Origin of the sequence: Butyrivibrio sp. (assembly GCF_017940685.1) — a bacterium.
GTDB lineage: Bacteria > Bacillota > Clostridia > Lachnospirales > Lachnospiraceae > Butyrivibrio.
Window position 1 is genome coordinate 1 of the sequence record NZ_JAGAYD010000266.1, and the last position, 12,618, is coordinate 12,618.

Below are 12,618 nucleotides of genomic sequence, written 5' to 3' on the forward strand. Positions count from 1 at the left end.
GCCTCTTTTAAAGCCAACAACAATCTATGTTCTGACCATCTCTGTATATGCAGGACTTGCTATGTTCCTTGAGTCATATATGTTATGGGCAGGCAATTCATCACCAAACAATATAGGTCTTACCATCGTAGGCTACCTGTATAAGCGTGGTATTGAAAAGAACAATATGGGATACGCCTGTGCAGTAGGAGTAGTGCTTCTTGTCGTTGCGCTCATCATCAACTTTGCTCAGCTTATTCTCAACGGAACATTTAAAAAGGAGGAGGATTGATCATGTCAAACAACGCACATCAGAATCTTTCTCACACTCCAAAACATATTATATGTTCAATACTTGGAACCGGATTTTTTGTATGCCTCTGTGCGATCATTTCATTTCCGGTTATAGCAGGTCTTTTGGCCTCCTTCAGACCAGGAACTGAGCTGATCAGAAAGGGACTTGCTCTGGATCTTGATCCAACCACAATGACACTTGCCAACTACAAGTACCTTTTTGGCGGCAATCAGGACAGCAGAAAGTACTTTATGTGGTACAAGAATTCTCTTCTGATAACAGTACTGTCCGTAGTATTGACCCTTCTTATCTGCTACTTTGTGGCATACGGTCTTACTATGTACAATTTCAAGCTTCAGAACCTGCTGTTTACGCTGGTTATCGCTACTATGATGGTGCCTTTTGAGATCCTGATGCTTCCTATGTACAAAGAGATAATCGCCCTTGGCCTTATCGACACCTACGTGGGAGTCATAATTACTGGACTTTGCAGCGCCTCCACCATATTCTTCTTCAGGCAATATATGACGGGTTTGCCAAAAGAGCTACTGAGCGCTGCAAGAATCGATGGTGCCAACGAGTACTACATTTCTGTTAAGATCATCATGCCACTGGTAAAACCGGCATTTGCATCAATGGGTATCCTTTGTGCAATGGGTTCCTGGAATGCCATCCTTTGGCCACTGCTGGTTCTTAAGGGAGCAGAGAAGTTCACACTTCCTATCGGACTTAATACTCTTCTTACCCCTTATGGCAATAACTACGATGTGCTCATTGCGGGTTCAATGTTTGGTATTCTTCCGATATTCATCATCTTCCTTGTGTTCCAGAAGTACATCATCGATGGTATGACAGCTGGAGCAGTTAAGGGCTGATGCAAAATGTGAGGGGGAAAAGGAAATACGTTTTATGGATACAAGTAAGTTACTAAAATATAACGAGCCCTGGATACTTCAGAGGGCTGACCCATACGTTTACAGGCATGATGACGGAACATACTATTTTACAGCTTCCGTCCCTGCCTACGATGGGATCGTGCTTCGGAGCGCAAGTAGTCTGTCTGAACTGGCTTTTGCCCCTGAAAAAGAGATCTGGCACAAGCACGATGACGGTCCTATGAGTGTCCACATCTGGGCTCCGGAGCTGCACTATCTTGATGGCGCATGGTATATCTACTTTGCAGGCGGTGAAAAGGACAACATCTGGAACATCAGGCCCTACGTACTTAAGTGTCAGGGGCAGGATCCAATTAACGATAAGTGGATAGAGCTTGGCAAGATGAAAAGAGCTGATGGAGACGATTTTTCTTTTGAAGCATTTTCTCTTGATGGCACAGTGTTTGAGAACAAAGGTGATAACTACTACGTCTGGGCAGAAAAGGTTGGTGTTGGCAGACAGATAAGTAATCTCTACATAGCGCGGATGGAGTCACCAGATAAGCTGGCAACCGTTCAGGTCATGCTAACTACACCTGATTATGACTGGGAGAGAGTAGGATACTGGGTCAACGAAGGGCCCGCGATTTTAAAGCATGGGGACAAGATCTTTTTGACATACTCAGCCAGCGAAACCGGCAAGGCTTATTGCATGGGCATGCTGAGTGCAGATAAGGATTCAGATCTTTTGGATCCAAGGTCCTGGACAAAAGAAAGATACCCTGTCCTTAAATCTGATGAGGAGCTGGGAATATATGGCCCGGGTCATAACTCTTTTACCAAGGACGAAGATGGCACAGACATCTGTGTATATCACGCAAGGAGCGATGAGGAGATAATAGGAGATCCTTTGTACAATCCAAACCGCCATGCGAGGCTGATGCCTGTTAAGTGGAATGATGAGGGGTGGCCAGTATTTAGTTTTAGATAAGATGGCAATAAATGGGCAATACCCGACTGTCATCAAGGAGAAATAATAGTTTGAAAGATAATACAATAAAGAGGCTGATTGGGACACTGGCAGCAGGTTTCCTGATCTGTTCCATGGTCGGAGGATGTGCAATGGAAAACAGTAAGCCTTCAGTGCTGCCAAATGAACTAAAGGAAGAAGATATCAAGAAAGGGTCAGTTAAGACTGCAGGGTCTTTGCATGATCCCCAGATAATAGTGGGAGACGACGGAACATATTACTGCTACGGTACCCACATGACAGCTGCAACTTCAAATGACCTTGTTACCTGGAAGAGCTGGGCCAACAAGGTTACAAAAGCCAACAAGATCTTCGATAATCTTTTGGTGGAACCCTTTGATGCTTTTTCATTTGTGGGCAAGAACTCTGAGAGAAGGTACTCGGTGTGGGCACCAAGTGTCATTTACAACAAGACCACAGGCAAGTACATGATGTACTTCTGCACAACTTCTACTTATATTAAGTCCAATATTACAGTGGCGGTTTCTGATAATATAAAAGGCCCTTACCACTATGAAAAGACCATAATCTATTCAGGCTTTACCAAGTCCGATGCCATTAAGACCAATTACTACGACATAATGGGAGAGGACAAGGAGCTACGTAAAAGATATATCACTGCCGCAGGTTTTAATAACCAGCTGTGGCCCAATGCCATAGATCCTGCAATGTTCTATGATAAGGATGACAGGCTGTGGATGGTATATGGATCATGGTCAGGAGGAATTTTCCTTCTTGAGCTGGATAAAGAGACTGGAGATCCAATCCATCCTGTTACTGACGATGATGCAGAGATCGATGCTTATTACGGAAAGAGGCTTATTGGCGGCGGTCATCATCCTATAGAAGGTCCATACATTCACTACGACGAGGACACAGGTTATTACTATCTCTTTTTGTCCTACGGAAATCTTCAGGCAGATGGTGGCTATCAGATAAGAGTTCTCCGCGCAGAAACCCCTGATGGAACCTACACTGATCTGTCAGGAAAGAGCCTTGGAATAGACGGGGATCTGGATGCTTTTGCTGATTATGGGACTAAGCTTATGGGTAACTACACGCTTCCAAGCTTAGATGTGACTTACATGGCTCCCGGCGGACAGTCAACCTTTAAGGATAAGGATGGCAAGCTCTACATAGTTTATCATCAAAGGTATGCTGATAAGGGTGAAACTCACAATGTAAGAGTTCATCAGATGGCCATGAATGAAGACGGCTGGCCCTGCATATTCCCTTTTGCTACATCGGGAGAGACTCTTTCTACAGAGGGTTATAGTCAGAGCGATCCAGTAGGAACTTTTTACATATTAGATCATGGACTTTCAGTGGACTCCAAGGTTAACAAGCCTGTAAAATGCTCCTTTAAAAACGGGAAGATCTCAGGAGATCTAAAAGGGGAGTATACTGTTAAGGACGGCAGCAACTATGTGACTATTACCATAGATGGCATAGAATACAAGGGTGTGATGATCAACATGACTGATGAGGCGGGTAATAATACATTCTGCATCAGTGCTGTTGGAAATAATAATCATTCCATATGGTGTGTTCACTATATGGAGTAAAAAGGAAAGGATGAAAAAATGGCTAAGCTAGTTATCAACGAAACCAAGAAGCTTGGAACAGTTGCACCAGAGATTTACGGACATTTTTCGGAACATCTGGGAAGATGTATTTATGAAGGACTTTATGTAGGAGAGAACTCTGATATTCCTAACGTAAACGGAATGCGTAAAGATGTAGTGGATGCTCTTAAAGAGATCCAGGTTCCTGTACTTCGCTGGCCAGGTGGATGTTTTGCAGATGAATATCACTGGAAAGATGGTATCGGCGAAAAGTCAAAACGTAAAAAGATGGTAAATACTCATTGGGGCGGAGTAACAGAGGACAACAGCTTTGGAACCCATGAATATATGGAGCTGTGCAAACAGCTTGGCTGCAAGACCTATGTAAACGGAAACCTCGGAAGCGGCACTGTTCAGGAGATGAGCGAGTGGGTTGAGTACATGACCTTTGACGGTGAATCCCCAATGTCCAACCTGCGCAAGGAAAACGGTTCAGAAAAGGCCTGGACAGTAGACTACTTTGGAGTTGGTAACGAGAACTGGGGCTGCGGCGGAAACATGACCCCTGAGTACTATGGTAATGAGTACCGTCGTTATCAGACATACGTAAGACAGTACGATGACAAGAAGCCTATCAAAAAGATTTGCTGTGGCGCCAATGTAGATGACTATCACTGGACTGAGCAGGTACTTAAGACATGCTTTGACCACGCACCTGAGCATTTACATGGATTCATGGATCTTCTTTCCCTTCATTATTATGATATGCCTTTCGGATGGGAGCCAAAGGTAAGTGCTACAGAGTTCGACGAGGATGTTTATTATAGAACACTGAAGCAGGCTTACAGAATGGAAGAGCTTGTATCAAGACACAGCGCTATCATGGATCAGTATGATCCTGAAAAGAAGATCGGAATGTCTGTTGATGAGTGGGGAACATGGTACAAGGTTGAGGAAGGAACAAATCCGGGATTCCTCTACCAGCAGAACACAGTACGTGATGCTCTTGTAGCCGGAATCACACTGAACATCTTTAACAAGCACTGCGACAGAGTTAAGCTTGCGTGCATCGCACAGATGATCAATGTTCTTCAGTCAGTAATACTTACTGATGGCGAGAAGATGCTTCGCACACCTACTTATCACGTATTCCACCAGTATCGTCACCACCAGGGTGCTGAGCTTTTGGAGAGTTCACTGTCTGGAACAGGAAGTATCGGAGAGGGCGCTACCTGCGTTCCTGAGATCACTGAGTCTGTAACTGAAAAAGACGGAGTGATAAATATTACACTTTGTAACCTTTCAATGACAGACAGTAAGGCACTTGATGTTCAGCTTGCTGAAGATAAGGACTACGAAGTTGTCGAAGCTGCTGTTGTTGGTGATTGCGATCCTCATAACCATAACACCTTTGAGAATCCTGATCTGGTTGTAGAGAAGGCCTTTGACGGATGCAAGAAGGTTGCAGGTAATAAGTTTACTCTTAATATTCCTGCTGCCAGTGTAGTAGAGATCAGACTTAAATAAAGAACATAAGAAAGAGGCAGAGCAGATCACTGCGCTGCCTCTTTTTAAAAGAAAAAGGGGAAACTACTTCATGAGTAAAAGAAACATCTGCGTAACAGATCCTGTTTGGAAAAAGTATAAGGAGCTGGTGAGAAAAGAAATGATCCCTTACCAGTGGGCGGTGCTTAATGACAGCATCGACATCTCTATAGAAAGGGAGAGAAATGATGCTTCTATTCCCAATGAAAAGAGTCATGCTATTGCAAATTTCAAGATTGCAGCAGGGCTTGAAAAGGGAGATCACTACGGCTGGGTTTTCCAGGACAGCGACGTGTACAAGTGGCTTGAAGCAGTTTCATACTCCCTTACTGACACCTGGGATGATGCGCTTAAAACTCTGGCAGATGGCGTTGTTGAACTGATCTCAAAGGCGCAGCAGCCCGATGGATATATAGGCACTTACTTTACTATAAAATGTCCGGAGCGAAGATACATGCGCCTTGCAGAGAGCCACGAGCTATATTGTATGGGACATCTGTTGGAAGCGCTTGTGGCATATAAGCTTGCAACAGGAAGTGAACTGGCAATAGATGTTGCTGAAAAAGTAGCTGCACACCTGTGTGATACATTTGGACCGGAAGAAGGCAAGTATCATTTTGCTGATGGCCATGAAGAAATAGAGATAGGCCTGATGAAGCTCTATCACATCACTGGGACAGAAAAATACAGAGACCTTGCTGAGTACTTTTTAAAGGTAAGAGGCGATTCTCCAAAGGAGTGGAGCAGATTAAAATCCATGGATAAGGGCGGAAATATTCTTGGGGGTATTTCCACAGAGCCTATGAAATACAATCAGACACACCTTCCTGTAGAAGAGCAGGACACAGCAGAGGGGCATGCGGTAAGATTGGTCTATATGTGTACTGCAATGGCAGATGTGGCTAAGGCCTCCGGAAATAAAGAATTTGAAAAAGCCTGCAAAAAGATCTGGCGAAATATTGTAGATAAGCGCATGTTCATCACAGGAGGCATCGGCTCCACCGTTCTTGGAGAGTCCTTCACCCTGGACTATGATCTTCCAAACGACACTATGTACTGTGAGACCTGCGCATCAATTGGACTTATCTTTTTTGCGAAGCAGATGCTTAACCTTGAAAGAAATTCAGAGTATGCAGATGTGATGGAAAGAGCTCTCTACAACACCGCTCTTTCAGGGATGGCCCTTGATGGAAAGCACTTTTTCTATGTAAATCCCCTTGAGGTTGTACCGGAAAAAGGAAAGCTGGATCCAACAAAGAGCCACGTAAAAAGCGTTCGTCCCCAGTGGCTTGGCTGTGCCTGCTGTCCTCCAAACCTTGCAAGGCTCATAACTTCTGTGGAAGATTACATCTATTCAGTATTTGACGATGCAGTGCTTGTTGATCTGTTTATTGCCTCAGAGATGTCCTTGGAAGATAAGGGTAAAAAGATATCCATCAGGCAAAAGACTGATTATCCAAGAAGCGGAAAAGTTCTTTTCGAAATAGAAAATAAAGAAGATACAGATGTGACCATTGGAATCCGTCTTCCCGGCTGGAGAGATGAAGTAAAGGGAAGTGTTGATGGCAGCGCAGTAGAGATCGCAGAAAAATGTGGATACTGGTATGTTCAGGTTCCAAAGGGAGAGCACAGCATCCTGCTTGATATGGAGATAAAGCCTAAGAGATGGTATGCAAATCTTAATGTATCAGAGGATATCCATAAAGTGGCAGTGGCAAGAGGTCCACAGGTGTACTGCGTTGAGGGTAAAGACAACGGAGAAGACCTCCACACGCTGGTGTTGAAAAAAGACTCAGAGCTTACAGACCACTTTGAAGAGGGGCTTTTAGAAGGAGTATCTGTCGTAGATGGCGAAGGCATAAGATTTACTGAAGGCAGCAGGGAAGGCGAACCCGCAGCTCTTTATACAGACCGTCCACGATTTGAAAAACAGCCGGTAAAGATTCATTTTATCCCTTACAGTACCTGGGGAAACCGCGGTGAGAACGAGATGAGGGTATGGCTCCTGGAAGAGTAAATGCATAGAAGAGGTGCCGGTTTTTTTAAGAGCGTGACAAAATAAAGATAATAAAAAAGACCCTCATGTGAGGGTCTTTTCTAATAACACTAAAGAACTGTATTACTGCATGTTTGCTGGTCCCTGAGCGTCTGCCTGTGAAGCAAGAACTCTTGTGTCAGTTGTGTAGTCGTACTGACCAGGAGCTACCTTGCTTGCGTCAGCAAGTAGCTTGATTGAACCAACGATTGTGATGATGTTTGCAAATACAGCGAATCCTGTTGAAACAGGCTTCTCAATGCGCTCCATAACGTCCTTGAAAACTACAGTGCCAACAGCTACTGTAAGAACAGTTACGATAAGGCTGCAGATGCTTGCGATTGCGCTGATCCTTGATGTGATTGCGCTGAATACTACAAGAATTACAGGATAAAGCTTAACAACGATTGCAGGAAGTGCAACGCCAAAAACTTTGATCTTGTCTACGTTTCCGTAAGTAGCATCAACCTTACCAAATGTGTTGAGGAATGGGATAAATCCAAACCATGCATTTGAGTAGTTACGAGCCTTAAGGTACTTGTAAATACCGATCGCATCAACAAGATAAACAACAAGGCAGATAATAAGTGCAACTACAATTGCTGCAGCGCCTACGCCTAAAAGCGCAGCCATCATTTCAGTATCACTCATCTTTTTTTCCTCCTCAAAGATAGATTTTTATATACTGCAACCCATTATACTACAAAAGTATGAGAAATAAATAACAATTTAACAAAGTTATGCTTTTCTTTTATAGAGCTAAATATTACAATTGAGTCTATGACTAAAGGTTCCATTACTAAAAACCTCATATTGTTTGCGATCCCGCTGTTTTTTGGACAGCTCCTTCAGCAGCTATACAATGTTGTGGATTCAGTTGTTGTGGGGAATGTTCTTGGAAAAGAGGCTTTGGCTGCAGTAAGTACTACCGGAAGTCTTATCTTTCTGATGGTTGGATTTATCAACGGCCTGTTTATGGGCAGCAGCGTTATCATAGGTAAGCGCTATGGAGCCGGAGACCTTAAAGGCGTGTCGATAGCCTCTCACACTGGAATAACTTTTGCCATCATCATGGGAATAGTCATGACGGTATGGGGATATTTCTTTACACCACATCTTCTGTCGTGGATGGGAACTCCAGAGGATGTAATGCCCAATTCTGTGCTATACTTCAAGATATATTTTTTAGGCGGTCTTGGAAACATTATGTACAGCGCCTGTTGCGGCGTGTTCCAGGCTATGGGAGATTCAAGACACCCCTTGTACTACCTGGCTGTAAGTACCATCATCAACACTGTTTTAGATATCTACTTTGTGAAGTATGCAGGATTTGGTATAGGAGGAGCAGCTTTTGCCACTATCATAGCCCAGTTCATAAGTGCTATACTTGCCTTTATTAAGCTTACAAGAGTAGATGGCCCTCACAGGATATATATAGGCAGACTCAGGATGGATCCGCTTACTATTAAAAAAGAGCTTATGATGGGATTTCCAACAGGAATCCAGAACAGTGTTATTGCAATAGGAAACGTGGTTGTTCAGTCCAATATAAATGCCTTTGGCGCAGCAGCCATGGCAGGGTGCGGCAGTTACTTTAAGCTTGAGGGATTTGTCTTTTTACCTATTACATGTATGTGTATGGCTCTTACCACCTTCGTAAGCCAGAACCTTGGCGCAGGCGAGAGTGAGAGAGTTAAAAAGGGAAATATAATTGGAAGCGCAATTGGAGTTGGATGCGCTGAGATCATTGGAGTTATTGTATTTTTATTTGCGCCGGTTCTCCTTAGGATGTTTTCTTCGGAACCGGAAGTACTTGCTATTGGTGCAACGCAGGCAAGGACCGAAAGCCTTTTTTATTGCCTTCTGGCTCTTAGCCACTGCCTCGCAGGAATATACAGAGGAGCTGGAAAAACCACGGTTCCCATGATAGTTATGCTTTCAAGCTGGTGTCTTCTTAGAATAACCTACATCACTTTGATCGTCAGGATCATCCCGGTTGTAAATGTTATCTTCTGGGCTTATCCACTTACCTGGTCAGTAAGTTCGATCATATTTATCATCTATTATTTCAAGGGACATTGGCTTAGAATAGGTACTAATTAATACTCAAAAGAGGAGAAAAAGTATGAAAGAGTTTTTAAAAAGGAAAGACATTGAGATCTCATTAAAGAGATACGGAATCGATGCACTGGGCGCTATGGCGCAGGGACTTTTCTGTTCACTGCTCATTGGAACCATCATCAACACCATCGGAACCCAGTTCCGCATTCCATTTCTTATGAAGACTGTGGCAACCATCTCAGGTGTTGATTACACTGTTGGCGGACTTGCAACAGCAATGAGCGGTCCCGCAATGGCAGTTGCTATCGGCTATGCACTTAAGTGCCCACCACTTGTTCTTTTCTCAATGATCACTGTTGGTTTTGCATCAAACGCTCTCGGCGGAGCAGGCGGCCCTTTGGCAGTTCTGTTCGTTGCTATCATTGCAGCCGAGTTTGGTAAAGCGGTTTCAAAAGAGACCAAGGTCGATATTTTGGTCACTCCACTTGTTACTATAGCTGTAGGAATTTTCTTTTCCTGGCTCATTGCTCCTCCCCTTGGAAAGGCAGCAATGTCAATCGGTAACCTTATCATGTGGGCAACAGAGCTTCAGCCATTCCTTATGGGAATCCTCGTTTCTGTTGTAGTTGGTATGGCGCTTACACTTCCTATCTCATCTGCAGCTATCTGCGCAGCTCTCGGACTTACAGGTCTTGCAGGCGGTGCAGCAGTAGCGGGCTGCTGTGCTCAGATGGTAGGTTTTGCAGTAATCTCCTTCAAGGAGAATAAATGGGGCGGACTTGTTTCACAGGGAATCGGAACATCAATGCTCCAGATGGGCAACATCATCAAGAATCCAAGAGTATGGATCGCACCAACACTGGCTTCAGCCATCACTGGACCTATCGCAACCTGTGTATTCAAGCTTCAGATGAACGGCGCTCCTGTATCATCAGGAATGGGAACCTGTGGACTTGTTGGTCAGATCGGTGTTTACACCGGATGGGTAAAAGAGATCTCAGAGGGCACAAGATACGCCATCACAGCCTTTGACTGGACTGGACTTGTACTTATTTCCTTTGTGCTTCCTGCAATTTTTTCACTTATCATCCACCTTGTAGTAGTTAAGCTTGGATGGGTAAAAGAGGGCGATCTTAAACTCCAGTAATAACAAAGGAGAAGCTTAAATGTTTGAGATTCCGGCCATAATCTTATATGCAGCCAGTGTGGTTGCCATAGCCATTTTGGTCTTTGTGGTTGTCAGAAGTTACATTAAGAACAACCCCAAGGAACTTCCCATGGACGAGATGGAGGGCCACGACTTCGAGTACTACTGTGCGGACCTTTTGAAGGCATCAGGATTTCTTGAGGTGGAAGTCACTAAGGGCTCAGGAGATTTTGGCGCTGATATCCTTGCTGAAAAGGATGGAGTTACCTATGCTTTTCAGTGCAAGTGCTACGACAAACCTATTGGTGTCAAGGCTGTTATGGAGATCTACGCCGGAAGAGATTACTACGACAGGATGGTTGGAGTTGTAATGACCAATCAGTACTTCACCCAGCCTGCTGTAGAACTGGCAAAAAAGCTCAATATCATGCTTTGGGACAGAGGATATCTTGACAATATGGACTCGTAATGGAAAAGAGGTTTAGGTGAAAAAGATTCTTTTAACCAATGACGATGGAATACAGGCAGATGGAATTGTAAGGCTTGCAGAAGTTGCCAGGGACTTTGGCGAGGTATGGGTTGTGGCTCCTGATTCAGAGAGAAGTGCCATGTCCCACAGCCTGACGTTAAGGCGAAGGGTTGAGGTCTGGGAAGTGGATTTTCCTGTTTCCGGTGTAAAGGCCTTTGCCTGCAATGGCAAACCTTCAGACTGCGTGAGGATCGGGGCTCTTAACATAGTTCCCGGAAAACCGGACTGCGTTATGACCGGTATCAATTATGGATACAACGTGGCGGCAGACCTTCAGTATTCTGCTACTGTGGGAGCAGCTCTGGAAGCTTCCTTCCAAAAGCTTCATGCCATCGCTTTTTCAGAGAGCAATAACGGCATTCATGAAGTAACAGATAAGTATATCAGGGACATAATGGCTGAGCTCATTGACAGGCCCCTGGATGCATGGCAGATCTGGAACGTCAATTTCCCTGGCTGCATGGTTTCTGAGTGCAAGGGAATAATGAGGAATGCTAAAGTGTCCAAGGACGGCTTCTATGAAGACCGCTATGATGTTATAGATGTGTCCGAGGGCAGGAAGTCATACATGGTTGACGGTATTCGCAGATGGGAAGCCGGCGAGGGTACAGACCTATATGCCATGATCAATAATTATGTTTCAATCGGAGTAGTAAATAATCTTTCATGATCTTAAGAATAGAAGACGATTTTGATTTAAAGAAAATAGCTGACAGCGGGCAGTGCTTCAGATTTAATGAGTGTGGAGACGGCTCATACAGTGTTTCTGCTTTTGATAAGCACATGTTCGTAAGCGAACTGGATGATAACAGATACGAGTTTGGCTGTAGCAAGGAAGAATTTGAAGAGTTCTGGAAAAACTATTTTGACCTGTCGTTATCATACAAGGATATCCGCAGAAAAATAGATAAGAAAAAGGATCCTTATCTTTATGCTGCTTCAGAGTTTGGCAAGGGCATCAGGATCCTCAGGCAGAACCCCTGGGAGATGCTGATCTCTTTTATCATATCCCAGAGAAAGAATATTCCAGCCATCAAGGCTTCAATAGAAAAGCTATGCAAACTCGCTGGTGAAGAGATCGGCGAAGATGAAAGAGTCGGTATCATCTACTCTTTCCCAACACCTGACAAGCTGGCAGCTCTTTCAATGGAGGAACTCTCTTCCTGTAGCCTGGGCTATAGAGACAAGTACGTCCACCAGGCAGCACTTGATGTTTGTAGCGGTGCTGTGGACCTGGAGTCCTGGGTGAACCTTGATGACGACGCTCTTATGGAAAAGCTCCTGTCTCTGTACGGTGTAGGAGTTAAGGTTGCCAACTGCGAGATCCTCTTTGGATACCACAGGTTAGATGCCTTCCCAAAGGACGTATGGATCAACAGAGTTTTGGATCTTAAGTATCCTGATGGATTTATGTTCGATGAGTATGCTCCATATAACGGCATCATGCAGCAGTACCTGTTCTTCTATTCAAGAATGGACGGACTAACTGAATAAAAACAAGACAGGGGTGGACCATGGGGACGGGGTAAGTGGTTCATTGGGAGTCATCCCAATGAA

The 12,618-nt window shown here is 44.3% G+C and carries 11 protein-coding genes and 1 pseudogene; 11 read left to right on the forward strand and 1 reads right to left on the reverse strand.

Translation table 11 applies throughout. The features are described from left to right. The 6 genes and pseudogenes from J6I68_RS16040 to J6I68_RS16065 form a co-directional block, all read left to right on the forward strand. Window positions 1–271, forward strand: a pseudogene (locus J6I68_RS16040) (arabinose transporter permease); the annotation flags it as partial. Window positions 272–273: 2 nt separating this feature from the next. Continuing rightward, entirely contained in the window at window positions 274–1,149 is an 876-nt protein-coding gene (locus J6I68_RS16045) for a carbohydrate ABC transporter permease (protein ID WP_292221760.1), read from the forward strand. Between the two features lie 34 nt (window positions 1,150–1,183). After that, window positions 1,184–2,140 carry a glycoside hydrolase family 43 protein gene (locus J6I68_RS16050; protein WP_292221761.1) on the forward strand — a complete coding sequence of 319 codons (957 nt, stop codon included), beginning with the start codon at window positions 1,184–1,186 and terminating at the stop codon, window positions 2,138–2,140. A 50-nt stretch (window positions 2,141–2,190) separates the two neighbouring features. Then, complete coding sequence (locus J6I68_RS16055; RefSeq protein ID WP_292221762.1) at window positions 2,191–3,744, forward strand: glycoside hydrolase family 43 protein; 1,554 nt, start codon at window positions 2,191–2,193, stop codon at window positions 3,742–3,744. 18 nt (window positions 3,745–3,762) lie between these two features. Next, complete coding sequence (locus tag J6I68_RS16060; protein WP_292221764.1) at window positions 3,763–5,271, forward strand: alpha-N-arabinofuranosidase; 1,509 nt, start codon at window positions 3,763–3,765, stop codon at window positions 5,269–5,271. A 70-nt stretch (window positions 5,272–5,341) separates the two neighbouring features. After that, the gene (locus tag J6I68_RS16065; protein WP_292221766.1) at window positions 5,342–7,306 is read left to right on the forward strand and encodes a glycoside hydrolase family 127 protein; all 1,965 of its coding nucleotides are present in this window, start codon (window positions 5,342–5,344) and stop codon (window positions 7,304–7,306) included. A gap of 102 nt (window positions 7,307–7,408) precedes the next feature. On the opposite strand, the gene J6I68_RS16070 is transcribed toward J6I68_RS16065, so the two are convergent. Next, complete coding sequence (locus tag J6I68_RS16070; RefSeq protein WP_292221767.1) at window positions 7,409–7,975, reverse strand: hypothetical protein; 567 nt, start codon at window positions 7,973–7,975, stop codon at window positions 7,409–7,411. A gap of 66 nt (window positions 7,976–8,041) precedes the next feature. Here J6I68_RS16070 and J6I68_RS16075 point away from each other — a divergent pair, with 66 nt between their 5' ends. The 5 genes from J6I68_RS16075 to J6I68_RS16095 are packed head-to-tail and all read left to right on the forward strand — an operon-like array spanning window position 8,042 to window position 12,555. Then, on the forward strand, window positions 8,042–9,427 hold the full coding sequence (locus J6I68_RS16075; protein WP_292221774.1) for an MATE family efflux transporter: 1,386 nt from the start codon (window positions 8,042–8,044) through the stop codon (window positions 9,425–9,427). Window positions 9,428–9,449: 22 nt separating this feature from the next. Continuing rightward, window positions 9,450–10,532 (forward strand): PTS transporter subunit IIC, encoded by a 1,083-nt coding sequence (locus J6I68_RS16080; protein WP_292221768.1) that lies wholly within the window; start codon window positions 9,450–9,452, stop codon window positions 10,530–10,532. A 19-nt stretch (window positions 10,533–10,551) separates the two neighbouring features. Next, window positions 10,552–11,001 (forward strand): restriction endonuclease, encoded by a 450-nt coding sequence (locus J6I68_RS16085; protein WP_292221769.1) that lies wholly within the window; start codon window positions 10,552–10,554, stop codon window positions 10,999–11,001. 16 nt (window positions 11,002–11,017) lie between these two features. Continuing rightward, complete coding sequence (gene surE, locus J6I68_RS16090; RefSeq protein ID WP_292221770.1) at window positions 11,018–11,731, forward strand: 5'/3'-nucleotidase SurE; 714 nt, start codon at window positions 11,018–11,020, stop codon at window positions 11,729–11,731. Beyond that, window positions 11,728–12,555 carry a DNA-3-methyladenine glycosylase family protein gene (locus J6I68_RS16095; protein WP_292221771.1) on the forward strand — a complete coding sequence of 276 codons (828 nt, stop codon included), beginning with the start codon at window positions 11,728–11,730 and terminating at the stop codon, window positions 12,553–12,555. The genes surE and J6I68_RS16095 overlap by 4 nt, the downstream gene beginning before the upstream one ends. Window positions 12,556–12,618: the final 63 nt, after the last annotated feature.

What these genes read in the sequence shown, in the direction of transcription:
- J6I68_RS16045 (WP_292221760.1), top strand. Translation starts at nt 274, where the DNA reads ATGTCAAACAACGCACATCAGAATCTTTCTCACACTCCAAAACATATT.
- J6I68_RS16050 (WP_292221761.1), top strand. Translation starts at nt 1,184, where the DNA reads ATGGATACAAGTAAGTTACTAAAATATAACGAGCCCTGGATACTTCAG.
- J6I68_RS16060 (WP_292221764.1), top strand. Translation starts at nt 3,763, where the DNA reads ATGGCTAAGCTAGTTATCAACGAAACCAAGAAGCTTGGAACAGTTGCA.
- J6I68_RS16065 (WP_292221766.1), top strand. Translation starts at nt 5,342, where the DNA reads ATGAGTAAAAGAAACATCTGCGTAACAGATCCTGTTTGGAAAAAGTAT.
- J6I68_RS16070 (WP_292221767.1), bottom strand. Translation starts at nt 7,975, where the DNA reads ATGAGTGATACTGAAATGATGGCTGCGCTTTTAGGCGTAGGCGCTGCA.
- J6I68_RS16080 (WP_292221768.1), top strand. Translation starts at nt 9,450, where the DNA reads ATGAAAGAGTTTTTAAAAAGGAAAGACATTGAGATCTCATTAAAGAGA.
- J6I68_RS16085 (WP_292221769.1), top strand. Translation starts at nt 10,552, where the DNA reads ATGTTTGAGATTCCGGCCATAATCTTATATGCAGCCAGTGTGGTTGCC.
- J6I68_RS16095 (WP_292221771.1), top strand. Translation starts at nt 11,728, where the DNA reads ATGATCTTAAGAATAGAAGACGATTTTGATTTAAAGAAAATAGCTGAC.